The following is a 25,711-nucleotide window of genomic DNA, read 5'->3' on the forward strand; positions in this document are numbered from 1 at the left end:
TAACGGTAAATATACAAACCAATATGGCATAAGGAAAAGATCCTATTCAAAAATACAGACACCCTCAATCAAACCGCAGTTTTACTCATTCCCGGTTTTTTACGTTAGTAATTCTACTTTTTTTAGCATCGTCGTATACTTAAAATGTATTTTAAACGATAAAATTATTGTAAAGACTCATTTCAAATATGTAGCTTTATATTGTTTTTAATAAGCATAAAACACTTACTTCAAAAAATGGTATACCTATTGTTTGAGTTTATTTGACAACCTATAAATCAGTATGATGAAAAAGTATTTTATTCTTACCATATTCTGTCTAACAAACCTATTTTTTATGAACGGTCAACATAACTATCAGGAGGATTGGAAAAAAGTAGTCGCTTTTGAACAAAAAGGATTGCCCAAATCTGCCATAGAAGTGGTAAAGACTATATATGCCAAGGCTAAAAAAGAAAATAATGATCCCCAGGTAATTAAAGCGTTGTTGTATAAATCAAAGCACTTATTGACCTTAGAAGAAAATGCACAACTTACGATAATCAACGATTTCAAAACCGAAATCAACGAAAGTGCATTTCCCAAAAAAATATATTAGAAAGTATTCTTGCCAATTTGTATTGGCAATATTTTCAACAAAATAGATGGAAATTTTATAACCGCACAAAGACTGCACAAAAGGTAGATGAAGAAGATTTTAGAAGTTGGGATCTGGACACCTTGTTTGAGGAAATACACGCCCATTTTCAAAAGTCGATTCAAAATGGAGTGCTAGCACAGCAAACCGATCTCAAAAAATTTGATGACATCCTGAACACCTATTATGATTCAAAAAAGTATCGCCCCACGCTTTATGATTTCTTAATGCATAATGCGCTTCAGTTTTATAAAACTTCAGAAACTAGCATCACCAAACCTTCGTATGCATTTCGCCTAGACAACCCAAGTTTTTTAAGTGATCATAATACATTCTCTACTTTACGAATTGAATCCAAAGACACCTTGTCACTACAAGGAAATGCCTTGAAATTATATCAAGACCTCATCCAATTTCATAAAAGAGACACTACTCCAGTAGCGCTTACCGAGGTAAACATCGAGCGCTTAAAATTTATTTATGAGAATGCGGTGTTTGCCGATAAACAAGACGTTTTACTAAAAACCTTACAACTCGAAAAAGAAAAACACAGTCAACACCAGGTATCTGCATTATACGATTTTGAAATTGCATTGCTATATAAAGAACAAGGTTCCTCTTATATTCCAGGACAAAATGAAACGCATAGATGGCGACTAAAAGAAGCTTTAGAAATTTGTAAAAACACCATCAAAAAGTTTCCAGAATCAAGGGGTGCAGATAATTGTGAAGCCTTACAAGATGAAATTCTTGATCAACAACTTGACATCAAAACTGAAAAGTTTGTCCCTATACAAACCCCAGGACGCTTATTGGTGTCATACAAGAACCTAAACAAACTATATTTTAAAGCCCTAAAAATAACTCCTAAACAACTCGAAACACTTGAAAGAATCTACGAATTAGAGAAACAGATCAAGTTCTTGAATGGATTGAGAGTTAGCACCACCTGGGATGCCGAAATGCGGAATGAAAATGACTACCAAAAACATGATACAGAAGTATTACTCCCAGAACTAGATGCTGGTTTTTACCTCATATTGGCTACTCAAGAATCAGAGTTATCCAAAGAGACCATGTTCTCTTATGGGCATATGCAAATCACAGATTTATCTTTGATTGAACACACTGCTCCTTCTGCATCTATTTTTCAAGTGCTAAATCGTCATAACGGAGCACCAGTCTCTAATGCTAAAATACATTTAAAATCTTCTAACCAAGGGTATCGACAAAGTTTGGATAAAACCATCTATACCGATGCTAATGGACAAGCTTCCTTAAAGCTCAATGAATATTATTATGATGTGACGATTACCGTTACCCACGAGAAGGATAAAGCTATTTTTGAAGGGTATTACTTAAACAGAAACTACGAGCCTAATCAAAATGATGACAGCACCCGTTATTCTACATTTCTGTTTACCGATCGCAGCATTTACCGACCAGGGCAAACTGTATATTTTAAAGGAATAAGAATGTCTTCTAAACGCAAAGAAGACTTCAAAGTGGTTCCTAACACTTCTGCCTTTGCCCGTCTGAGAGATGTGAATGGTCAAGAACTAGAAACCTTGCAATTTACCACCAACGAATATGGATCTTTTGCCGGAGAGTTTATTTTGCCTTCTTCTGGACTAACAGGTTTATACACTATACAAACAGATGATTACCAAAGTATTTCTTTTTCGGTAGAAGAATATAAGCGACCAAAGTTTGAAACCAATTTCAATCCTGTGGTAGAAACTTATACCGTAAATGACACCGTAAAACTTACCGGAACCGCAAAAGCATATGCTGGTAGTAATATAACCGATGCAAAGGTGGTGTATCGAGTACATCGAAAAGTACAATACCCACGTTGGTGCTACTGGTTTCCTAGCTACAATTCAGATTCTCAAGAAATTGTAAATGGTGAGACTACCACCAATCAAAATGGAGAATACTTCATCAATTTTAAGGCTTTACCGGATCCATCCGTTTTAAAAGAAAATCAACCCATTTTTAACTATGAAGTTACTGCTGATGTTATTGATATCAATGGTGAAACTAGAAGTACCACCACTATTGTTAACGTTGGATATCATTCGATAACGGCTGGTTTAACTATAAATGGAGTCATTAACAAAGAAGAAAAAGATCAAACGATTAGTGTTACTACAGCAAATCTTAATGGAGAAGCGGTAGCTGCTAGTGGCACCATCAAAATCTATAAGTTAGAAGCTCCTACGCACCCTTTGCGTAAACGCCCTTGGGCAGCACCCGATTACCCTGGGTTCGAAAAAGAAGCTTTTGAAAAGCTGTTCCCCTACGACGCTTTTAAAGATGAACACGATTTTAGAAAGTGGAAAAAAGGAACTTTGGTTTTCAATACCAATTTTAATACGAACACCACCAAAAGTAATCCTTTGGGTAGCCAACAAATTACGCTGGGGAATATCAAAAAATGGGAGTCTGGCAAATATGTTGTTGAACTAGAAAGTAAAGACCCTTTTGGGCAGGCAGTAAAAGATATCAGATACACAACGCTCTATCAACAATCTGATAAAGTGATAAGCGATAATCAACTATTTGAAATCACAACCGATAAATCCGCGTATAAGAATGGTGATGTTGCTTTGGTGAAATTAAGTTCGGCTTCTGAAGATATCACGGTAACTATAGATATTGAAAAAAACTACAAAATTGTAGAGACACAACTTATCCGACTTTCAAAGAACAGCAAAGTCATAAAAATACCTGTAACCAAAGATGATCTTGGTGGGTTTTCTGTGAATTATAGTTTTGTAAACTATAATAGTTACCAACATGGGGTGCTTCCTATTGCAGTACCTTATGAACCTACGGAGCTAAGCATAGAAACTAAAACATTTAGAGACAAATTGCAACCAGGACAGTCTGAAACCTGGAGCTTTACGATCAAAGGACCAAAAGGCGATAAGGTAAGTGCTGAACTATTGGCTAGCATGTATGACATGTCGTTGGATCAGTTTAAACCGCATCAATGGTATTTTACCCCTGTAGCAAGACCACTTTACTATACCCAATATGAACGTCGATCAACACATAGTTTTGGTGCCAATGCATTCCGTCTTTATAACGATCCGAGTTATGGTTCCTATTACGGATACCGATCTTATGATCAGCTAGAATGGTTTGGGTTATACTTTGGACAAGGGTATTCTGGTCTCCGAAGAAGCAAAAGAATGTATAACTCTATGGAGGTTGCAGCCGCTCCACTTGCTGCGAAAAGTGCAGAAGTAGCAGATGAAGCAGAATTAAGCGAAGTTGTTGTTGAAGGAAACGAAGATAGACTTAGAGAAGAGGCCAATGCAGAAGCTGACCAGGAAGAAAAGAGAAGTACAGATCAAAAAGACACTTCACTTGAAGGAGTAAAAATCAGGAAAAACCTACAGGAAACAGCTTTCTTTTTGCCACAGCTTACTACGGATCCAGAGGGTAATATTAGTTTTACCTTTACCGCTCCAGAAGCATTAACGCAATGGAAATTACAACTCTTGGCTCATACCAAAGAAATGAACGCAGGTACGCAGATGCTAGAAACCGTTACTCAAAAAGAATTAATGGTACTTCCTAATCCTCCACGATTTTTGCGAGAAGGAGACACTATAGTTTTGAGTAGTAAAATTTCTAATCTTTCTGATCAAGCTCTGAATGGAATCGTAGAATTGCAGTTATTTGATGCCTTGACTAATGCTAAAATAGATGATAAGTTAAGTAACACTAACGGACGTCAGAATTTTGAAGTGATCACAAAAGGAAATACTAATGTTTCCTGGAAATTGCAAGTGCCTGATGATGTACAAACTGTTCTGTATAAAATTGTAGCCAAGGCAGGTGAGTTTTCTGATGGGGAACAAAGTATGTTACCGGTATTAAGTAATAGAATGCTGGTTACAGAGACAATGCCGATGTGGATTCGTTCTAACCAAAGCAAGACATTTACTTTAGACAAGCTTAAAAACAACAGTTCAAACACGCTCAAGCATCATAAACTAACATTGGAGATGACATCAAACCCAGCATGGTATGCTGTACAAGCACTACCCTACTTGATGGAGTATCCTTATGAGTGTTCTGAGCAAACCTTCTCTAGATATTATGCCAATGCTTTGGCTAGTCATATTGCTAATTCTACACCAAGAATACAAGAGGTTTTTAATCAATGGAAATCTACCGATGCTTTATTGAGTAATCTGGAAAAGAATCAGGAATTAAAATCACTGATCATTCAGGAAACCCCATGGTTAAGAGATGCACAAAGTGAAACGGAGCAAAAGAAACGAATAGCATTGCTTTTTGATCTTAACAAAATGAACAATGAATTGCAATCTGCATTAAATAAACTGAAGAAAATGCAATACGGTTCTGGTGCTTTCCCTTGGTTTGAAGGCGGAAGAGAAAATCGCTATATCACGCAACATATCATAACTGGATTTGGGCATCTCGCCAAGCTTAACGTAGCCGAATATGATAGCAGTACCAAAAACATGCTTCAAAACGCTATTCGATACCTGGACAATGCTTTTGTAAAAGAATACAAAGAACTGAAAAGATATTGCAAGAAAAATAAAATTGATATCAATAAGAATCACCTTAGTTATACGCAAATCCACTATCTGTATATGAGGAGTTTCTTTCCGGATATCAAAAGACCAAATAACACCAATGAAGCCTGGGAATACTACATGGGTCAATCCAAAAAATATTGGTTGAAACAAAATCTGTACGCTCAAGGAATGTTAGCACTAGTTTTACACAGAAACAACGATAATTCTACCGCAACAAAGATCATTCGATCACTTGACGAGAGAAGTATCAACAACGAAGAGTTGGGTATGTACTGGAAATCAAATGTAGCAAGTTGGTATTGGTATCAGGCACCGATAGAAACACAATCTTTAATGATTGAAGTGTTTTCTGAAGTAGAAAAAGAGCCAAAACGTACAGAAATCGTAGATAATCTTAAGGTTTGGTTACTCAAAAACAAGCAAACCAACCGATGGCAAACCACAAAAGCGACAGCTGATGCAGTATATGCATTGCTATTGCAAGGAAGTGATTGGATATCGGTTACCGATATGGTAGACATTGTACTTGGAGATCAAAAAATTGACCCTGCCACTATCGAAGATGTAAGTGTCGAAGCAGGAACCGGATACTTTAAAACCTCTTGGAATGGATCCGAGATACAACCAAACATGGCTACGGCGCAAATTACCAAAAAAGGAAAAGGAATTGCTTGGGGAGCCCTGTACTGGCAATATTTTGAAGATTTGGATAAAATCACAGTTGCAGAAACCCCGCTATCACTGAAGAAAAAGTTATTTGTAAAAAAGAATACAGATACGGGAGAAGAAATTACTGAGATCACAGATGCTTCTCAATTGCAACTAGGAGATCTTGTTCGGGTACGCATCGAATTACGATCCGACCGTGCTATGGAATTTGTACATATGAAAGATATGAGAGCCGCAGGCTTTGAACCCATAAATGTCATCTCTCAGTACAAATGGCAAGATGGTTTAGGCTACTACCAAAGCACAAGAGATGCTGCCACTAATTTCTTCTTTGATTATTTACCAAAAGGAGTACATGTGTTTGAATATGATTTGAGAGTAAATAATAGTGGAGACTTCTCGAATGGAATCACCACCATACAGAGTATGTATGCTCCAGAATTCACAAGCCACTCTGAAGGTATAAGAGTACATATTAATTAATCCAGAATACCTGCTGTATTACTTTTACAGCAGGTTTATTTTATTTTTTGTTTGCGATTTAAATCTAAATAGCTGTAATTCGTTTTATGGCATTGATAAAAAAGATAGCAAAATATCTATGTTTTGTATTAGTAATACCATTAGTGTATTCCATCGTTTCCCTGATCTCAACCTACATCACTGTGAATTCAGAAGACACGTCTGCAACAAAAGATCACACAGTATATCTAAGTTCTAATGGAGTGCATCTGGAAATTATTATTCCCCGATCAGAAATAGCTCCTGCCATATTAGAAGGACTAACCTATACCGATGAGGATTTGTTCTTTTCTTTTGGATGGGGAGATAAAACATTTTATGTAGAAACTCCAACCTGGGCAGATCTTACCTTTATCAATGGATTTAGAGCATTGTTTGTAAACACCTCTACCCTACTTCATGTTACCAGATACAATGCAATGCACCAAGATTGGGCTGCCATCAAAATGACATCTCAACAACTGGATCGAATGAACAAGTATATACTTAATGCTTTCAGATTAGATCAAAATCATCAAAAAATATTGTTGCCAGGTATAGGATATTATAAAAACGATGATTTTTATGAAGCAACTGGTAATTACAACTGTTTCAACACTTGTAACACCTGGGTAAATTCTGGTTTGAAACAAAGCGAAGCCAAAGCCTGCCTCTGGACGCCTTATGATTTTCGACTAATTGACATTCATCAAAACTAATTCAGAAAAAAAGGAAACCCGCTATGGATTTCCTTTTCTTTAAGTATCAAAAACTATATCAGTGAACAGTCATTATTTGGGCATCATTACCGACTCTATAGTATGAACAATACCATTGGTAGCTTCTAAGTCATTTACCATTAACCTACCAGCGTTTCCTGCTTTGTCTATAAGGTAGATTTTATCTCTTTTCATTGAAGCTAGCAAGCGTACACCACCCAAGGTTTTTAGCGTAACACTACCTCCATTTTCTTTGATCGCTTTTACAATATCATCCCTGTTGATAAGCCCCGGAATGATATGGCAATTCATAATTTGAGTAAGTTTAGCTTTACTTTCCGGTTTTTTGAGACTTTCTATTAATTTAGGATGTAATTTTTCGATAGCTCCGTTTAAAGGAACAAATACAGTGTAAGGCCCTTTTTGCGCTAGCAATTCTTTGAATTCGGTATCAGCAATAAGGGTATTAAATTTTTCGAAACCAATATCTCCTGATACTAATTCTGAAAGGTTGGGTATTTTTTCTTCAGTAACAATATTCGCCTGAGCGATCAATTTGTCATTTTTATCCTTGGTATCCATTTTTTTGGACTCAGAACAGGATGTGAAAAATAAAAAACTAGATGCTAAAAGTGCGAAAAGGGGTTTGTTAAAATTCATGCTTTAAATTTAGTTTCGTCAAAAAATGTGCTCTACTACAAAACTGTTTTCTGAGGATTGTAGTATGATTTTACCTGTTAAATATATTTCAAGAAAAGTTAAAGCTTGTTAACAAATGAGTATCCGTCTTAGTTGGATTAGAATGCGTTCTTATTTGAAAAATTTCCAGAATGCGAAGTCTTTGTTAAAACCAATTCCTGATGAGATATATTTGGTATATTTAAAGAATTCATCCTATATACAACCTTACAAACCTTTTACCACATGAAGATGTTTACTTTGTGTTTTTTGATCGTACTTTCCAATTTGATGATCAACTGCACGAACACTACACCTCATCCTGTAGATCAGGAAAAAGAGCTCTTGGCAACTGTACACGAGTTTAACCAAGCTTTTAAAGAAGGTAATGTTCAAAAATTAGAATCTATGATCACAGATGATTATCATCATACCAATGGAAACGCAAAGCCTATTAGTAAAGATGATTGGATTGGGTACTTAACCAAACGAAGTGTTCAAATTGAAAATGGCGATATCAAAGTAAATACATATCAAATGGAGGAAACGGATATCAAATTCCATGATCATACAGCCATTCTTACTGCAAAAATTACCGTTTCCACTTCAAAAGGGGATACTACACAACAAAACCAATATCGGGTTACTAATTTTTGGGTACATCAAAACGGGAGTTGGAAAAGAGCCGGGTTTCATGACGGAAAAATAGAGTAATCTTAATCCTTTAAAATCATAAGATATTATGCGACGTAGATCTGTTAAAATTGCTCTTCTTGTATTGATAGTATTTCTAGGCTATGTTTTTTACACACTACAATCCACAGGATTTTTTAGAACTGTGGAAAATCATTTTGAGGGTTCAGTACTAAAACAAATACCCTTGCAAGGTGCAGAAGATATTACCATAAGCCATACTGATAATTTTGCGCTTGTTTCTTCTACAAAAAGAAATATCTACCCTCCAACCGAAGAAGAATCAGGCGGACTCTATAAATTAGATTTACAGAACAATTCGTTTACCACTATTCATCTCAGCAAATCCTTTTCTAAACCTTTTGCTCCACATGGGGTTTCTATGTTCAAAAAAGATGGAGTATATACTATTCTTGCGGTAAATCATACCAAAAATGGACACTCTATAGAAAAATTCAGATTAATGGGTGATAGCTTGGTGTTTGAAAAAACATATTCACATCCATCCATGATTAGCCCTAATGATGTTGTATTGATTGATCAAAATCGATTCTATTTTACAAATGATCATGGGTATACCAAGGGAATGGGAAAGTTTTTTGAAGAATACCTAGGACTGTCGGTTTCGAATGTAGTTTATTTTGATGGGACCGATTTTATTGAAGTCGCCGATGGAATCGCTTATGCCAACGGGATTAACTTTGATCCAAGCAAAAACCTGTTGTATGTAGCTTCTCCCAGAGGTTTTGAAATTAAGGTATATTCTAGAAATCAAGACGGGACCTTAACTTTTACTGAAGATATCCCCTGTGGTACTGGAGTAGATAATGTAGAAATTGATCCCAAAGGGAATTTATGGACGGCAGGACACCCAAACCTGCTAAGATTTAAAGCATATGCCAAAGGAAACAAAACCACAGCTCCTTCAGAAATCATCAAAGTAACATATCGTAAAAAAGGAAATTATACTACAGAAAGTATATTTGTAGATAAAGGCGATTTGATGTCCGGATCTTCGGTAGCCACTCCTTTTCAGGATATGATTCTAACGGGCAATGTAATGGATAATAAATTCTTGATTCTAAAGAACTAGATCAATATCATAAAGTTAAATTCAAGAATAAACTATTGATATATCAACAATTTTTATATATTTGAATCATTCCTTACGTTATGAAGAACCAAGACATTGAAAATGTAATTTTGTTTCAAATTGACAAGACCAGTAAAATTTCGAAACAATACTCCCAGCGAGAATTTGATCAAAAAAAGCTGGGAATCACTATTGAACAATGGATTTTACTAAAAATAATAGAAGAAACACAACCTATTTCGCAAAGAGAACTTGCGGATAAATCCCTCAGAGATCCAGCTTCGATCACAAGAACACTGGATATTCTAGAGAAAAAACAGCTTATACAGAGAAACCCTATACCTAATAATCGAAGACAATACCATATCGAACTTACAATCCAAGGAAACACTTTCGTAAAAAATAATATGGAAATGATCAAAGCGCATAGAAGAAAAAGTATTGAAGGACTTAGTTCTGATGAAATTGAATCCTTGAGAACGATTTTATTAAAAATACAGAGAAACATGAGCTAGTTTTTTTTGATTTTAAAATTGATATATCAACAATTGATTTAACATGATTAAATATTAACTTAAAAATTCGTATACAATGAAAAACACCATTTTAATTGGATTGATTGTGTTGTTTGCAAACGCACCTTTGCAGGCTCAATCCACAGATGAAAAAGAAATTAAGGACACTGTACTTGCCTTTGCCAAGGCAGGAGATCAAAATGACGTTCAGACCTTAGAACAACACCTTGACTCAAATTATCGGGTAGTAATGAATAGGCTTTTTGGAAGTTCTGAAGTGGCCATAGTCCCTCGATCGGTTTATCTTGAAAAGATAAAAAGTAAAGAATGGGGAGGAGACCAACGCCAGGTTAGCTTCAAAAACATAATTGTTAATGAAAACGTAGCTACCGCCAAAGTGGTACTTAAAGGCAAAAAAGCCACTTTTGTTTCTCTTATGGATCTAATCAAAACCGAAAAAGGATCATGGAAACTTATTAGCGACACACCCATTATTTTGTAATAGTAAAAAAACACCCTGTTGGATGATCCTCAGGGTGTTTTTTGATTGTCAGAAAAACCCTATTTTTAAAGGGTAAATCAGATACTATTTCTTTCATGTTAACTTCGCTACGTGACCATGTTCTCAAATTTGTAAAACCTTCGGAAAAAGAGCTTCAGTTGCTGTTGGATGCTGTTGAAACCGAAGTGATTTCCAATAAGCAATATCTAATCAAAGAGGGACAGTATTGTTTACATCTATACTTCATTGTCCAAGGGTGTTTTCGATCTTATTTTACACATAATAGTGGAGCAGAAAAAGTAATCAATTTTGGTATCGAAGATTGGTGGATCACAGATTTTGATAGTTTGATCCACAATCGCCCTTCCGAACTTCATATACAAGCCGCAGAAGACTCAATCGTACTCAAAATCAGCAAACAAAAATTAGATCTTTTGTTACAGGAATCTATCGTAATTAATCAATACTTCAGAATGATACATGAAAAAGTACGTATAGCCGATCAAAGGCGGATCAAATTTATGTACAGCCTTTCGGGAGAAGAATTATATCATTCTTTTTGTGAGCATAATCCAAAATTCGTGCAACGTGTCCCTCAATATATGTTAGCCTCATATCTTGGTTTTACCCCAGAATTTTTAAGTAAAATAAGAGCACGTAAAAAAAAGTGATATATTTCTTGAACTAGATTAATTTTTGGCTGGTATTACCTTTCGAATTTTGTAGTGTATTTTAAAAAATATAACGACATGAAAACAGAAAGAATTAATATCAATCAGATTACACCAAAAGCATATCAACCTTTATTTGATCTCCACCAATACTTAAAAAATAGCACATTATCACCAGCAGAATTTTTGCTTATCGAAATAAGAGCATCCCAAATTAACGGTTGTGCTTATTGCCTACAAATGCATATCAAAGATGCCATTGACAATGGAGAAAAACAATATCGCATACATGCCTTATCGGTCTGGGAAGAATCTCCATTTTTTACTGAAGATGAAAAAATCATCCTACAAATGACCGAGCAAATTACAATGATTTCGCAACAGGGATTGAGTGACGAGCTTTACCAAACAGCAATGGATCATTTTGATGCTACCAAAGTCGCGGATATCATCATGGCCGTTTGTGCAATAAATACATGGAATCGAATAGGAAGAGCTACACTAATGACACCTGAAGCTTCTCAATCCTAAGCGTATTATATATTTAAGCATTTAGCATCTTCCAAAGTCGATCTTTTAACTCTTGCAGTCCTTTTTGAGCAACTGAAGAAATAAATAAATATGGAACTTTCAGTTGTTCATCAAGTTCTGCATTCAGTTCTTCTTGTAGTTCGTCATCCAACATATCAGATTTGGATATGGCAATAAGTCGTTCTTTATCCAAAAGTTCTGGATTGTATCTACGCAACTCATCCAGTAAAATTTCATATTGCTCCTTGATATCCGGAGCGTCTGCAGGAATCAAAAATAATAAGGTAGAATTGCGTTCTATATGACGTAGAAATCGATGTCCAATACCTTTTCCTTCGGCAGCCCCTTCAATAATTCCAGGAATATCTGCCATCACAAAAGTTTGAAAATCTCTGTACTCAACAATTCCAAGATTAGGCTTTAGTGTGGTAAACTCATAATCTGCAATCTTAGGTTTTGCTGCCGTAATCACAGATAAAAGTGTGGATTTACCTGCATTCGGAAAACCAACTAATCCCACATCTGCCAATACTTTTAACTCCAGAGTAATATCGTGCTGCTGCCCTTCTATACCAGGTTGAGCATATCTGGGAGTTTGATTGGTAGCACTTTTAAAATGCCAGTTTCCTCTACCTCCCATTCCTCCTTCGGCCACGATGTACTCTTGACCATCTTCTGTAATTTCGGTGATTACATTTTGGGTTTCGGTATCTCGGATCACCGTTCCCAACGGAACATCTATAAAGATATCTTCCCCATCAGCTCCGGTACTTCTATTTTTACTACCGTGCCCACCATGTCCAGCTCTAAAGTGCCTTTTGAATTTGAGGTGATATAAGGTCCACATATTAGAATTTGCACGTAAGACAATATGTCCTCCTCTACCCCCATCTCCACCATCGGGTCCACCTTTTTGGATATACTTTTCGCGATGCAAATGCACAGATCCCTTACCTCCGTTTCCGGAAGTAACGTGTAGTTTTACGTAATCTACAAAATTCCCTTCAGTCATAATTCAATACTTAATCTTTCCAGATCAGGATCGTTAATCTATTTGTATACCTTTTATATCTTTATAAAACTATGATAAGTTATCTATAGTCTTGCTTAGTCTATCTGTAATTTCTTCGATAGCTCCAACTCCATCCACACCAAAGTACTTACTTTGTTTTTGATAGTAGTTTTTCAGGATTGCAGTCTCGTCGTAATATACTTTGATACGGTTTCTAATTACACTTTCATCTGCATCATCCGCTCTTCCAGAAGTTTTTCCTCTTTCTAATAATCGATTTACCAATACCTCATCATCTACTTCTAGAGCAATCATAGCACTTACTTCTGATCCTTTATCTTCTAACAATGTAGCCAACGAATCTGCTTGTGCTTCGGTTCTTGGGAAACCATCAAAAATAAAACCATTAGCTTCAGGATTTTTTTCTACTTCAGCATTCAGCATATTAATCGTTACTTCATCAGGAACCAATTGTCCTTTATCGATATATGATTTAGCCAGTGTACCTAATTCGGTTGCATTTTTGATGTTGTATCGAAACACATCACCGGTAGAAATATGCACCAGGTTGTATTTTTCTTTCAAAACTTCAGCTTGGGTTCCTTTTCCTGCTCCCGGAGGACCGAATAGCACTAAATTTGTCATTTTATTCATTTTTAATTGGTAAACATCTGTAAGATTACGACCTAGTCCATTATAATCCAGACCATATCCCACGATAAATCGATTTGGGATTGTGATCCCAACATAATCGATGGTAATCTCTTTGGTATATACTTCTTCTTTAAAAAATAGGGTAGCAATCTTAACGGTTTTACAACCCTTATCCTTCAACATTTGCATAAGAACTTCTATGGTATTTCCTGTATCTACTATATCTTCCAGAATCACTACTGTTCTATCAGACACATCTTCATCTAATCCTATGAGTTCCTGTACCTTGTTTGTAGTTTGCGTACCTTGATAAGAAGCCAGCTTTACAAAACTAACTTCGCAATCACCTTTATATCTTTTGAGCACTTCAGAAAAGAACATGAATGCTCCGTTAAGCACCCCAATAAACAATGGAGTTTTGCCTTCAAAGTCTTGATTAAGGTTTTCAGATAGCTCGTCTATTGCCGTAGTAATTTGATCTTCAGCAATAAATGGAACGAATTGTAGATCGTGCAACGTAATCATGCTATCTTTTTAGGTTTCGGTGATCTTCCTTTTTTATTAAAGCGGCAAAGATAATGATAAATACACTTTGACTACACTATTTAACCGCTATAATTATGGTAAATCCTTCTGAAAAAATTATTTTTGCGTTTTTAAGCCAAAAAATACCCCAATAATGACAAACTTTTTTTCGTCAAAATTTAAGCTCGGAATTCTGGGAGGAGGACAATTAGGAAAGATGATGTTGTATGAAACCAGAAAATATGATATCAAGACATTTGTTCTTGACCCTAATCCAGAGGCACCTTGCAAAGTGGGTTGTGATCACTTTCAACAGGGTAGTCTAATGGACTACGATACTGTATACAATTTTGGAAAAAAGGTAGACATACTTACTTTCGAAATTGAAACCGTAAATATTCAAGCTCTTGCACAATTAGAGAAAGAAGGAAAAAAGGTATACCCAAGTGCAAAAACACTAGAAAATATTCAAAACAAAGGACGGCAAAAGTTATTTTATCAAAAATATCATATCCCTACCGCTCCATTTGTAGTATTCTCTAATAAAGCACATTTGGCGGAAGGGATTACCAATAACAAAATCAGGCTTCCATTTGTATGGAAAAGTACGCAAGGGGGTATGATGGTAAAGGAGTGTCTATTATAAAGACTGGTGCAGATCTAGCAAAATTACCTGATGTAGAATGTATTGCAGAAGAAATGGTTAATTTCAAAAATGAATTGGCTGTTATTGTAGTGCGAAACCCAAGTGGGGAGATTAAAACCTATCCTGTAGTAGAAATGGAATTTCACCCCGAAGCAAATCAGGTAGAATATGTGATCTGCCCTGCTCGAATTGATGATAAAGTGGCTCAAAAAGCGATAGCTGTAGCTCAAAAAGTTTCTGAATCTTTTGAACATGTAGGGATCTTGGCAGTAGAAATGTTTCAGACCCAGGAAGATGAAATTCTAGTTAACGAAGTAGCACCAAGGCCTCATAATAGTGGCCATTATAGTATCGAAGCGAGTTACACCAATCAATTTGAACAGCATATCAGAGCAATTCTAGATTTACCTCTTGGAGCCACAGAAAGTATTGTTGGCGGAATTATGGTTAATTTGGTGGGTGCCGAAGGCTACGCCGGAGACGTTGAGTATGAAAATATCGAAAAAATAATGCAGATGAGAGGTGTTACTCCTCATATCTATGGCAAACAGCAAACGAGACCGTTTAGAAAAATGGGGCACGTTACCATTATCAATGAAGATATTAATGAAGCTAGAAAGATTGCTGAAAAAGTAAAAAACACCATCAAGGTAATTAGTAAATAAATTTTAAAAAGCATTTTTATTAATAATAGCAAACAGAATTAACCAATGAGCAAGGTAGGAATTATCATGGGCAGTACCAGTGACATGCCCGTTATGGAAAAGGCAGTAGAAGTTTTACAAGGTTTTGATATTGAAGTAGAAGTTGATATCGTTTCGGCACATCGAACACCAGAAAAACTATTTGATTATGCAAAAAATGCTCATACCAGAGGTATCAATGTGATTATTGCAGGTGCTGGTGGAGCTGCACATCTACCAGGTATGGTCGCCTCTCTTTCTCCACTTCCTGTAATTGGGGTTCCGGTAAAATCCAGAAATTCTATTGATGGATGGGATTCTGTGTTATCTATTCTTCAGATGCCAGGTGGAGTTCCAGTGGCTACGGTAGCGCTAGACGGCGCACTCAATGCTGGTATTTTGGCTGCACAAATTATTGGATCACAAGACAAATGTGTTTTAGACAAAGTATTAGTTTACAAAGAAGGTTTAAAACAAAAAGTTATCCAAGGAGCAAAGGACATAAAGAAATAAGATTTACACCTAATATTTCGCAAATGAAAAAAGAGTCACTTTTCAGTGACTCTTTTAAATATTAGGTCTTACAAAGGAATATAACAATATTTATTAACCAACTTAAATATATTACACAAAAAAATTCATCGTAAGACCATACTCTTAAAACCTAGTACAAAGGTAAAACCTTACTTTGATTACACAATAAAAGTAATGAAAACTTATTAACAATTTTCGATAAAACACCTATTTTATCGATAAAATCCATATAAATAGATCTTTAAAATTTAATTTGATCGAAAAAGCATACAATTTTTTTGCTTTATACAAGTAAAAACCATACTAATAAAATAAAAAGAGCTGCAAAAAATTGCAGCTCTTTCAATATATTTGGTCTACGTAATGAAAAACAATTATTAACATCCATACCCCTGATACAATAATGTAGCTATATTCATTACAAGACCATCACTAATAAACCTAATCCAAAACTAGGTGAATAAAGGTTAGTGAAAGCCAAAATTGATGAAATCAATCCCACATTTATCGATAAAATACACTCTTTTTCGATGAGTGGCCTTGATAAGAATGTACAACAAGAAATTATAATTAATAATGAATAATCCTTTATTAGAATATTTTGACCAAGCGCCTTTTTCAAAAGTAAAATCCGAACATTTTCTTCCTGCTATAAAGAATGGAATCTCAAAAGCCCGAAAAGAAATTGACGCTATCGTTGATAATACAGACGAACCCTCGTTTAGCAATACCATAGAAGCTTTGGATTACAGTGGTCAACTTTTGGATAGAGTGACTAGTGTCTTTTTTAACTTAAACAGTGCTGAGACTAATGAAGACATCCAAAAAATAGCCCAAGAAGCCTCACCTTTGCTATCTGAATTCAGCAACGACATCTCATTAAACGAAAACCTATTCAAAAAAATAGAAGCTGTTTATAACCAAAAAGATACACTTAACCTTACTCCTGAACAGCAAACCTTGCTTCAGAAAAGATATAAGTCATTTTCTAGAAATGGAGCTAATCTTCCTGAAGACAAAAAGGCACAACTACGGGATATTGATATGAAACTATCTAAATTAAGTTTACAATTTGGAGAGAATGTTCTTGCAGAAACCAATAAGTTTGAAATGCTTATTACAAACGAATCGGAGTTGTCAGGACTTCCTGATGGAGCTAAAGAAGCTGCAAAGGCCATGGCAGAAGCTAAGGATAAAAAAGGCTGGTTATTTACCTTGGATTATCCCAGTTATGTTCCTTTTATGACATATGCCGATAATAGAGAACTTCGTAAAAAACTTTCTATAGCTTTTGGATCCAAAAGCTTCAAAAATGACGATGTAGACAACCAGGATATTGTTTTACAGATTGCGAATTTAAGACATCAAAGAGCACAACTATTAGGATATGATTCTCATGCTCATTTTGTATTGGAAGAAAGAATGGCAGAAACACCCGAAAAAGTATTCTCCTTCCTTAATGACATTCTGAAAAAAGCAAAACCTGCTGCCGAAAGAGAATTTCAACAATTAACCAATTTTGCAAAAGAATTAGATAGCATAGACGCTTTGCAAAAATGGGACGGAGCCTATTATTCTGAAAAGTTAAAACAACAACTTTTTGATCTTAACGACGAAAAACTGAAGCCTTATTTTAAGCTTGAAAACGTAATCAACGGAGTGTTTGAAGTGGCTTCCAAATTATTTGGACTTCGTTTTGAAGAAGTAAATACTATAGATCGTTATCACGACGAAGTAAAAACATACGAAGTATTTGATCTTGACGGCAATTTCATCTCTCTCTTTTATGCAGATTTTCATCCAAGACCTGGTAAGCGAAATGGAGCCTGGATGACTTCGTACAAATCTCAAATGAGAGCAGATGACAAGAATATACGACCTCATGTTTCGATAGTGTGTAATTTTACCAAACCCACACCTAGTAAACCTTCTTTACTTACGTTTAATGAAGTAACTACCTTGTTTCATGAATTTGGTCATGCGCTACATGGTATGCTGGCCAATACTACGTATCCTAGTCTTTCGGGAACTAGCGTATTTTGGGATTTTGTAGAGTTACCAAGTCAAATTCTAGAAAACTGGTGCTACGAAAAGGAAACTCTGGAATTGTTCGCAAAGCATTACGAAACCGGAGAAGTAATCCCGATGGAGTTGGTACAGAAAATCAAAGAATCTGCCACTTTTATGGAGGGTATGGCAACTCTTCGACAATTAAGTTTTGGACTACTGGATATGTCTTGGCACGCTCAGGATCCAAGTGAAATTACCGATGTAAAAGCACACGAGAAAAAAGTATTTGCCGAAACATCAATGTACCCTGATGTAGCAGAAAATTGTATGAGTACGGCATTTTCACATATCTTTCAAGGAGGATACTCCGCAGGCTACTATTCGTATAAATGGGCAGAGGTATTGGATGCTGATGCATTTGAATATTTTAAGGAAAACGGAATCTTTAACCAAGAAATTGCCAAACGCTTTAAGGATCATGTTTTATCCAAAGGAGGAACCGAAAACCCTATGGAGTTATATAAGCGGTTTCGTGGACAAGAACCTAAACCTGAAGCTTTGTTAAAGCGAGCAGGATTAGTAAAGTAATTACACTATATAGAAAAGGTGCTTCAAAAAATATTGAAGCACCTTTTTTATGCTCTAGACCTTATTGAATTACTATTTTTTGTGTCAAAGAATCCTCTCCTTTGGTTTCCAGAATGATCAAATACACTCCCGCTTGTAGAGATAATTGTTTGGCAGAAATTGTATTGGTACCAGAAGTCAACTCCATATGCTTGATCTCTCTGCCTAATAGCGTATGTATCGAAGCATGAACGGCAGTTGAAACTTTCGTAGGCATATTGATGGTAAAGCTATCCGTAGTTGGATTTGGAGTAATTTTTACTGCTGCCAAAATTCCCTCGCCTTCTGTTCCCAAAACTGGAGTAATATCTCCAAAGTCAATCCTTTCTTTTAAAGCACCCGAACAAGAACCTTCATATATTTTCACATTAGAAAACACAGAAGTATTACCACTTCCAGCATCATTATCATTAACAAACACCAAACGATTCATGGTTCCTGTATAAAAAGTACCTACAGGAATGGTATATGTTGTAGTCCCGCTGGAGTAATTGTCATAATTAGTCACTCCGTAATTTTGTGACCCATGCACTTTAAAATATCTAGAAGAGGTCAAACTGTTATCATCTTCAAAACCGATTCCATGAATTTCTCCCTGATTAGTACTGCTAAACTCAAATTCGATAACTGTCGATGCGGTTACCACATAATCATATGCTATAGATTTCCAGGTATTATTTTGTAAAGACAACCCTGATCCACCATTAACAACAGAAAAATCACCTGCATTGTCCTGATTAGAGAATGAGGAAACCGTAAAATCATTAAAATTTAAAGCCGTACAGTTACCAGGACCTGGGTCAACACCAGACTCAGTTAATTTTACATCATCTACCGCAACGTCTCCTTGCCAACTGTTTCCTGTAACGGTATTGAATCTCAACTGTATCGTTGACCCGATATAGGAAGCAAGATCAACAGAAGCATCATTCCAGGCACTCCCCTGATCTCCCGATTGAGCAAATACACTTGTCCATGATGTCCCATTATCTGCACTTACTTCTACTGCAAGGTTTCCTATAGCACTTCCTTGCATATGATATTTGAAACTAAAAGTTGCCGAAGACAAAGCTGCCAAATCAAAACAAGGGGATGTAAGAATAGCCCGTTTATTCGGAAAGCCTGTTCCATTTCCAGAAGCTTCTACATAAATATACGAAGAACCTTCTGCAGCATTGCCTGGCCCTGTTCCATTAGAAGGTGTTCCATTGCTATCTACTGTCCAATTCAAATCATCACTAGCAGATTGGGTCCAACTTCCTACATTACTTTCAAAACCCTGTTGATACGGGTAAGTGGTGATACTAGTAGCACATGTATCTCCACCTCCTGGTCCTCCAGATACTCCGTTGGAAATTTCTATTAAATATTCCAGAGCAAGCTTAGCAAATTTGGCTGCATGTGTTGCATTTGGGGTAGGCGATCGATCAAAGGTATCTCTTGTTGTATGGATGTGGGGATTGTGTTCTCCGAACCTTGCCTCAAAAGGAAAGGTAACGGGGTATCCTTCTTGTGCCCAGCTATAATGGTCTGAACATCCATAATTACATTGAGAAGTACCGTAAGTGATTCTGTGGGTGCCTGAAGCATTATAATGATTCAATAAACTGATCATAAAATCATTTAAGGTATCATCATTATAAGAATCGGTAGAAATAAAAGCATCATTTGTAGATCCTTTGTAGTTGGTCATATCCAGCTGCATATAACTCACCACATTAACATTACGACTTCGGTAGTCCTCGGCAATCTCTCTAGATCCTCTTAATCCAACCTCTTCTGCGGCAAATGCCATAAATTCGATCGTTCTTTTGGGTGTAAAATTCATAGAAAACAATACACGAGCTGCTTCAGTAATAGTTGCAATTCCAGAGGCATTATCATCTGCTCCTGGTGCATTTGCATTGTTGCCTCCAGCGGTAGAATCTGCATGTCCACCCAGCACAACAAATTCATCAGGTTTTTCTGAACCGGTGATCGTCATTACCAACGATGGCATTGCAGTACTTGTGTGTTCTACTACTCTTACCGAAACATCACTACGCCCACCTGCAATACTTTCCCACTTGGTTTTTAGGTCCAAAATAGCTTGTCGTGCAGTGTTGGTGGTATGATAACGTGTGCCGTAATTTTCCCACTCCTGAATTTGATCAGCAATATTAAGATTGTTCACCAAATCCAGACTTTGCCTTACCAAAGCATCTTGAGTAATAGCGTAACTCATCTTTTGCTGAACGGTATTCGACATTTTGGAGATAGCCCCAATTGCCGCGATGGCTTTTTTGGCCGAGCTTTCATAAACAAATCCAGGGCCGTGTACCAATACTTTGTGATGTAGCTCTTCTGCAGCTTTATCACTGAGTTTTACAGCGCTGTAGCCATTGGCAGATTTCAGAATTTGAATGTCATTTGGATGATTCAATAATAGTTCTTTCGCATCATTAGTTTGCATGGTAGCAAAAAACATGTCATTGGTTTGTTGTGCATGGCTATACGAAAAGAGTAAGCACAGCAATACTGCTGAAATAATTAGATTTAATTTTTTCATTATAAATACGAGTTTGTGTTAGTAGTATAACTTACACAAAATCAGCATTTAACAAAAACGGGGGAGCCGCAAAATAATAACTGTATTCACCTAGAAAAATTCTTGAAAGAAGCTTTCACATCACCAAACTTTCAATATTTTTTGAAAGTTTGATATTTTTTGTATATTTGTACTATGAAATACGATGACGCAAAAAGTAAATTTATTTCGACCTGGGGTTCATTAGGAACCTTATGGGGAATCAACAAAGCCATGGCACAGATCCATGCGTTGTTATTAATTTCTCCAGAACCACTTTCTATGGAAGATATCATGGAAGAACTGCATATTTCTAGAGGAAATACCAGTATGAACCTTCGTCAATTGATGGACTGGGGAATCGTTTTTAAGGAAAACAAAATTGGAGAACGCAAAGAGTTCTTCACCTCAGAAAAAGACGTTCAGGAATTGGCACGACAAATTGCTAAAGAAAGAAGTCGAAGAGAGCTACAACCGACTATCAAGATTTTGAATGATGTTTCAAACATCAAGGATGATGGCACCGATAAAACTAAAGAGTTGATTAAGCAAACCAAAGCATTACACGAAATGGCAGAGACGCTAGATATTATGATGAACAAGGTGGTGGGCCAAGGAAACAACTGGATTACAAAAGCATTGGTAAAACTAGTCAAGTAAAACAATACTAATATCTCAAATAAAGGAGGGTAAATCTCCTTTTATTTTTCAATATAAGTTTCAATATTTTTTGAAAATTTAAAATTAACAAAACATGGAAGCATATATCCCAAACTGGATCATTATCGTAGCAGGAGGTGGTCAAATATTCACAGCGTTAATCTACCCATACATCCGTCATCAGGTGTTTGATTGGTACAACGATGTGAAACAACTAAAACCCCTAAATCAAGAAATCGCAAAGACCTATGGCAGGTACATTCAAGGGTTAAACTTTTCTTTTGGACTAATCGCTATACTACTAACAACACATCTTAAAGAACAATCTGTACTTGCAATAGCTTTAACTGGACTTATTGCAGCGTACTGGATAGGAAAAGTAGCCACTCAGGTTGCCTACTACCCTATGTATGATATCCCTCAGAAAACGATCTTTAAAATAGGGAGTTATTTTATGAATTGTCTTTTCGTACTATTCGCCATTGTCAATACACTATTACTTATCCATAACTGTGTTGGGTATTTTAACATCTAAATTCAATATTATGAGCACCATTTCCATTGCAGAAAGACTAAGACAAAAACGATCAGCTTCAAAGCAGAATATCACTACTTTTTATGACGAAGCCACAGAGGATTATGAATTCTGGAGTAAAGATTTCAATATGCACTTTGGATATTATATCCCATTCAAAACTAGTCTATTGAAAAGAGATACTATGCTTAACGAAATGAACCGCCAGGTATTTGATCGATTGCAAGTTCCTAAACGTAATTCTTTGGTAGTGGATTTAGGATGTGGTATAGGCGGCACTATGCGATATGGGCTGCGCAAATACCCCTTGCTACGTATCATAGGGATCACCCTATCCCCTTTTCAGGTTAGAGAGGGAAACAAGCGATTAACCAATATGAACGGACTTATTCTTGAAGAAAACTATCATAATACATCCTTCAAAAACAATTCTGTAGATGCTGCTTATGCTATAGAAAGCTTATGTCATTCTGGACATAACTACCTTGCATTAAAAGAAGCTCATCGTATACTAAAACCAGGTGCTAGATTAGTAATAGCAGATGCTTTTCTTAAAAAAGAAGAAACCCAGTTATGTATAGGAAGTAATTATTGCTACGAACAACTTTGTCAAGGATGGAGTCTACAAGGATTAGGGAGTATTCAACAAGTACAAAACCGTTTGAAAGAATTGGGATTCTCTAAAATAACAATTAACAACGTCTCCCATCGAGTCGCACCTTCCGTTTTGCATGTGCCGTTTGCTATAACCGGTTTTATGCTAAAAAAGCTTTTCAAAAAACAACCCTTAAAACCACAAAGCATTAAAAATTTAAAAGGCTCTTTGTTTGCCTTACTGTCCGGATTACATTTTAAATCATTTGGATATTATATCATAACTGCAGAAAAGTAAAAAGATGACCAAATTGCAATTTAAAACTTTGATCCATTCGCCCATCAACCAGGTTTTTGATCTATCGAGAAATATTGATTTTCATATGCTTTCTGCAAAACAAACAAATGAAAAAGCTATAGCAGGAAGAACATCTGGATTAATAGAACTGCACGAAACTGTAACTTGGCGAGGGAAACATTTTGGTTTTCACCTACACCACAAAAGCGTTATTTCTCAATTCAATTATCCATATTCATTTACTGACGAAATGCTGCAGGGAAAGTTCGAATACTTTAAACATCAACATCATTTTAAGGAAGTAGCAAATGGTACTCTCATGACCGACATTGTAGAATATGATGTTCCCTATGGTCTAGTAGGACGTATTTTCGATTATTTTTTATTAAAAAAACACTTAACTCAATTCCTTAAAAAACGCAATCAATCTCTAAAATTTTATTTAGAAACAAACTGTAAGGTTGAAATAAAAACAACTACTTAATACACATTCTGTAAAGCATATATTAATATTCAACTTTTTATCCTATTTTTGGTGAATACAACAATAGATACGATCATGTCAACAAACACCATAGACCCCACTACATGGGTTGATAAATACAGTGATTATCTGTTTAACTACACCATCGTAAGAGTTGATGACAAGGAAATAGCGCAGGATTTGGTTCAAGAGACTTTTTTTGCAGGCCTGAAATCAATGAAAAACTTCAAAGGTGAAGCTAGTGAGCGCACCTGGCTGATATCGATACTGAAAAGAAAAATTATTGATCATTATAGAAAGATTAATAGTAATAAAGGTAAGGCAGAGGTTAGAATCAACTACACCGGAGATAGTGAAACCGAAGGTGATTGGCTGGAAGAACGTGTTGCTGATCCTTTTGACAAAAATGCAGAAGGTGATATTGAGAATGAAGAATTAGGGATGGCAATCCATAATTGCTTAGGAAAATTACCTGAAAAGCAAGCTTCCATTTTCAAAATGAAAACGATACAAGGTTTCGATACAGAAGCCATTTGTAATGAATTTGATATAACCGCGTCTAACCTGTGGGTAATCATCCATCGTGCTCGTACGGCCATGGCTGAATGCCTTGAAAAAGATTGGTTTTAAGTAAAATGAAAAAGGGAAACAAAATTTTTGTAAGCTGTTCTGATGCAAATCATTTTTGTGACAAAAATCAGTATAAAGAAGCCACTTTATGGGAAAAAATAAGGCTGAATTTACATCTTATATATTGTAGAGCTTGTAGAAAGTATTCTGCTAACAATAATAAATTAAGTAAGCTGGTAAAAGACCCTAAAGTAATTAGCATGGAACAAAATGTAAAGAATGCTATGAAAGAACGACTAAAACAAAAAATGAGTGAATAAGATTCTTTCCCCCAGAAAGAATGTAGATTTTATATAACAAACGCCCCCTAAAATAAAAAAAGAACAAAAATTGTAATGAGCACTTCTACATCAAATAGACTATTTGTATCCTGTGAGGAAGCAAAACATATCTGTGACAAAAATCAGTATGGAGAGGCTTCGTTCATGGAAGTTATCAAACTTAATATACGTTTGATATATTGCAAGGTAACCAGAGCATATTCAAGAAGGAATACCAAGCTTACCAAAACAATGAAAAAAGCTGAAGTACAAACTATAAGCTCTTCTCAAAAGGAAGAAATGAAAAAGCTTCTGGAAAAAGAGTTAAGCAAATAGTTCTTTTAGTATCAGCAAAATAAGTAACCACATTACCGGAACACTTTCTACCCAAAAAGAACAGTAATATTCTGATTGTTTCTTATCCGTTCCCCAAAGAAACAATAAACTGATGGTAGTGACCAAAATGGTACTTAAGATTTCTATCGGAGACAATTCATCTTTAATAGCAGTTAGTAATAAAAACAACACTAGTAAGGCGCTCCCGAACACCTTGGTCTTGGTAATTCCGATTTTTTGAGGCACAGTTACTAGCTTCTCATCATCATATTCCAGGTCTCTTATCTCAAAAGGAAGCATCATCACTACGATAAACAAAAAGCGCTGTATCATTTCTATGGACATATCAAAACTTATAGCCTCCTCGGCATAAGTTAGAGGCACCAAAACTGTGATCCCCGCCCAAACGATAGCAATGATAAAAATTTTGATTCCTGCTACGCTCCTTAAGTTCTTTTTATTTGGAAAAACCGGAACCGTATAAAGCACTGTCAACAAAATAAAGGGAATCATATACAATAAAGTATCTCTGGAAACATCAAAAGCGAGATATAAAAATACCAAAAGTGATCCCCAGGTAAGTATCTGAATACCCTTCATAGACTTGTTTAATCGTCTATGATACAATTTGGAAACCTTTGAGTATTTCACAAAATTGTAGGCTGCTATAGCTCCAAAAAAACTAAAAAGAAGAAAAGCATAGCGTTCTGAAACACCGAGCTTTATAAAGGTAATTTGTACCAAAGCACAAATAGCTAATGCAACATGAATACTACCGTTAATATAAAATTGAAATAGGCTTTTTAAGGTTTTCACACTGTAAATTTAGGGTAATCTGTTAATAACACTCGAAAATGGTTAA

The 25,711-nt window shown here is 35.9% G+C and carries 23 protein-coding genes and 1 pseudogene; 19 read left to right on the forward strand and 5 right to left on the reverse strand.

Annotated elements, in window-relative coordinates; translation table 11 throughout:
* The first annotated feature begins 337 nt into the window (after positions 1 to 337).
* The 3 genes from AC0L3Q_RS19740 (at position 338) to AC0L3Q_RS19750 (ending at position 7,112) form a co-directional block, all read left to right on the forward strand.
* Positions 338 to 598 (forward strand): hypothetical protein, encoded by a 261-nt coding sequence (locus tag AC0L3Q_RS19740; protein WP_473282216.1) that lies wholly within the window; start codon positions 338 to 340, stop codon positions 596 to 598.
* A 17-nt stretch (positions 599 to 615) separates the two neighbouring features.
* Positions 616 to 6,375, forward strand: coding sequence for an alpha-2-macroglobulin family protein (locus tag AC0L3Q_RS19745; RefSeq protein ID WP_473282218.1), 5,760 nt, complete (start codon positions 616 to 618; stop codon positions 6,373 to 6,375).
* 182 nt (positions 6,376 to 6,557) lie between these two features.
* Positions 6,558 to 7,112: a DUF2459 domain-containing protein gene (locus AC0L3Q_RS19750; protein ID WP_473282220.1), complete on the forward strand. Its 555-nt coding sequence runs from the start codon at positions 6,558 to 6,560 to the stop codon at positions 7,110 to 7,112.
* A 72-nt stretch (positions 7,113 to 7,184) separates the two neighbouring features.
* On the opposite strand, the gene AC0L3Q_RS19755 is transcribed toward AC0L3Q_RS19750, so the two are convergent.
* Positions 7,185 to 7,694: a fasciclin domain-containing protein gene (locus AC0L3Q_RS19755; protein WP_473282222.1), complete on the reverse strand. Its 510-nt coding sequence runs from the start codon at positions 7,692 to 7,694 to the stop codon at positions 7,185 to 7,187.
* 342 nt (positions 7,695 to 8,036) lie between these two features.
* Here AC0L3Q_RS19755 and AC0L3Q_RS19760 point away from each other — a divergent pair, with 342 nt between their 5' ends.
* The 6 genes from AC0L3Q_RS19760 to AC0L3Q_RS19785 all read left to right on the forward strand — a co-directional run bounded on the left by AC0L3Q_RS19760 (position 8,037) and on the right by AC0L3Q_RS19785 (position 11,795).
* Positions 8,037 to 8,504 carry a nuclear transport factor 2 family protein gene (locus AC0L3Q_RS19760; protein ID WP_473282224.1) on the forward strand — a complete coding sequence of 156 codons (468 nt, stop codon included), beginning with the start codon at positions 8,037 to 8,039 and terminating at the stop codon, positions 8,502 to 8,504.
* Between the two features lie 28 nt (positions 8,505 to 8,532).
* The gene (locus tag AC0L3Q_RS19765) at positions 8,533 to 9,576 is read left to right on the forward strand and encodes a strictosidine synthase family protein (protein WP_473282226.1); all 1,044 of its coding nucleotides are present in this window, start codon (positions 8,533 to 8,535) and stop codon (positions 9,574 to 9,576) included.
* Between the two features lie 80 nt (positions 9,577 to 9,656).
* Positions 9,657 to 10,091, forward strand: a complete 435-nt coding sequence (locus AC0L3Q_RS19770; protein ID WP_473282228.1) for a MarR family winged helix-turn-helix transcriptional regulator — start codon at positions 9,657 to 9,659, stop codon at positions 10,089 to 10,091.
* 76 nt (positions 10,092 to 10,167) lie between these two features.
* The gene (locus tag AC0L3Q_RS19775; protein ID WP_473282230.1) at positions 10,168 to 10,593 is read left to right on the forward strand and encodes a nuclear transport factor 2 family protein; all 426 of its coding nucleotides are present in this window, start codon (positions 10,168 to 10,170) and stop codon (positions 10,591 to 10,593) included.
* A 95-nt stretch (positions 10,594 to 10,688) separates the two neighbouring features.
* Entirely contained in the window at positions 10,689 to 11,264 is a 576-nt protein-coding gene (locus tag AC0L3Q_RS19780) for a Crp/Fnr family transcriptional regulator (protein ID WP_473282232.1), read from the forward strand.
* A 78-nt stretch (positions 11,265 to 11,342) separates the two neighbouring features.
* A complete protein-coding gene (locus tag AC0L3Q_RS19785) occupies positions 11,343 to 11,795 on the forward strand; it encodes a carboxymuconolactone decarboxylase family protein (RefSeq protein WP_473282234.1) in 453 nt (150 codons plus the stop codon).
* Positions 11,796 to 11,808: 13 nt separating this feature from the next.
* Here the strand turns inward: AC0L3Q_RS19785 and obgE are convergent, their stop codons facing one another.
* Together obgE and AC0L3Q_RS19795 are read right to left on the reverse strand one after the other, a co-directional pair.
* Positions 11,809 to 12,807 (reverse strand): GTPase ObgE, encoded by a 999-nt coding sequence (obgE, locus tag AC0L3Q_RS19790; RefSeq protein WP_473282236.1) that lies wholly within the window; start codon positions 12,805 to 12,807, stop codon positions 11,809 to 11,811.
* Between the two features lie 69 nt (positions 12,808 to 12,876).
* The gene (locus tag AC0L3Q_RS19795; RefSeq protein WP_473282238.1) at positions 12,877 to 13,986 is read right to left on the reverse strand and encodes an adenylate kinase; all 1,110 of its coding nucleotides are present in this window, start codon (positions 13,984 to 13,986) and stop codon (positions 12,877 to 12,879) included.
* Positions 13,987 to 14,140: 154 nt separating this feature from the next.
* Between AC0L3Q_RS19795 and AC0L3Q_RS19800 the strand changes: the two are divergent.
* The 3 genes and pseudogenes from AC0L3Q_RS19800 (at position 14,141) to AC0L3Q_RS19810 (ending at position 18,447) form a co-directional block, all read left to right on the forward strand.
* Positions 14,141 to 15,297 (forward strand): annotated as a pseudogene (locus AC0L3Q_RS19800) (5-(carboxyamino)imidazole ribonucleotide synthase).
* A gap of 45 nt (positions 15,298 to 15,342) precedes the next feature.
* The gene (gene purE / locus AC0L3Q_RS19805) at positions 15,343 to 15,828 is read left to right on the forward strand and encodes a 5-(carboxyamino)imidazole ribonucleotide mutase (protein ID WP_473282240.1); all 486 of its coding nucleotides are present in this window, start codon (positions 15,343 to 15,345) and stop codon (positions 15,826 to 15,828) included.
* Positions 15,829 to 16,425: 597 nt separating this feature from the next.
* Positions 16,426 to 18,447 (forward strand): M3 family metallopeptidase, encoded by a 2,022-nt coding sequence (locus AC0L3Q_RS19810; RefSeq protein ID WP_473282242.1) that lies wholly within the window; start codon positions 16,426 to 16,428, stop codon positions 18,445 to 18,447.
* Positions 18,448 to 18,508: 61 nt separating this feature from the next.
* Here the strand turns inward: AC0L3Q_RS19810 and AC0L3Q_RS19815 are convergent, their stop codons facing one another.
* Positions 18,509 to 21,034 (reverse strand): M20/M25/M40 family metallo-hydrolase, encoded by a 2,526-nt coding sequence (locus AC0L3Q_RS19815; RefSeq protein WP_473282244.1) that lies wholly within the window; start codon positions 21,032 to 21,034, stop codon positions 18,509 to 18,511.
* Between the two features lie 174 nt (positions 21,035 to 21,208).
* Here AC0L3Q_RS19815 and AC0L3Q_RS19820 point away from each other — a divergent pair, with 174 nt between their 5' ends.
* The 7 genes from AC0L3Q_RS19820 to AC0L3Q_RS19850 all read left to right on the forward strand — a co-directional run bounded on the left by AC0L3Q_RS19820 (position 21,209) and on the right by AC0L3Q_RS19850 (position 24,849).
* Entirely contained in the window at positions 21,209 to 21,712 is a 504-nt protein-coding gene (locus AC0L3Q_RS19820; RefSeq protein ID WP_073316760.1) for a GbsR/MarR family transcriptional regulator, read from the forward strand.
* Between the two features lie 94 nt (positions 21,713 to 21,806).
* Entirely contained in the window at positions 21,807 to 22,247 is a 441-nt protein-coding gene (locus AC0L3Q_RS19825) for a hypothetical protein (RefSeq protein ID WP_473282246.1), read from the forward strand.
* A gap of 10 nt (positions 22,248 to 22,257) precedes the next feature.
* Entirely contained in the window at positions 22,258 to 23,139 is an 882-nt protein-coding gene (locus tag AC0L3Q_RS19830; protein ID WP_473282248.1) for an SAM-dependent methyltransferase, read from the forward strand.
* A gap of 4 nt (positions 23,140 to 23,143) precedes the next feature.
* Positions 23,144 to 23,623 (forward strand): SRPBCC family protein, encoded by a 480-nt coding sequence (locus AC0L3Q_RS19835; protein ID WP_473282250.1) that lies wholly within the window; start codon positions 23,144 to 23,146, stop codon positions 23,621 to 23,623.
* A gap of 75 nt (positions 23,624 to 23,698) precedes the next feature.
* Positions 23,699 to 24,253 (forward strand): sigma-70 family RNA polymerase sigma factor, encoded by a 555-nt coding sequence (locus AC0L3Q_RS19840; protein ID WP_473282252.1) that lies wholly within the window; start codon positions 23,699 to 23,701, stop codon positions 24,251 to 24,253.
* 5 nt (positions 24,254 to 24,258) lie between these two features.
* Positions 24,259 to 24,513 (forward strand): hypothetical protein, encoded by a 255-nt coding sequence (locus tag AC0L3Q_RS19845; RefSeq protein WP_473282254.1) that lies wholly within the window; start codon positions 24,259 to 24,261, stop codon positions 24,511 to 24,513.
* Between the two features lie 75 nt (positions 24,514 to 24,588).
* The gene (locus AC0L3Q_RS19850; protein ID WP_473282256.1) at positions 24,589 to 24,849 is read left to right on the forward strand and encodes a hypothetical protein; all 261 of its coding nucleotides are present in this window, start codon (positions 24,589 to 24,591) and stop codon (positions 24,847 to 24,849) included.
* On the opposite strand, the gene AC0L3Q_RS19855 is transcribed toward AC0L3Q_RS19850, so the two are convergent.
* Positions 24,838 to 25,665: a UbiA prenyltransferase family protein gene (locus tag AC0L3Q_RS19855; protein WP_473282258.1), complete on the reverse strand. Its 828-nt coding sequence runs from the start codon at positions 25,663 to 25,665 to the stop codon at positions 24,838 to 24,840. The genes AC0L3Q_RS19850 and AC0L3Q_RS19855 overlap by 12 nt on opposite strands.
* Positions 25,666 to 25,711 lie beyond the last annotated feature (46 nt).

The organism is Aquimarina sp. KJ22-3, from assembly GCF_055808215.1.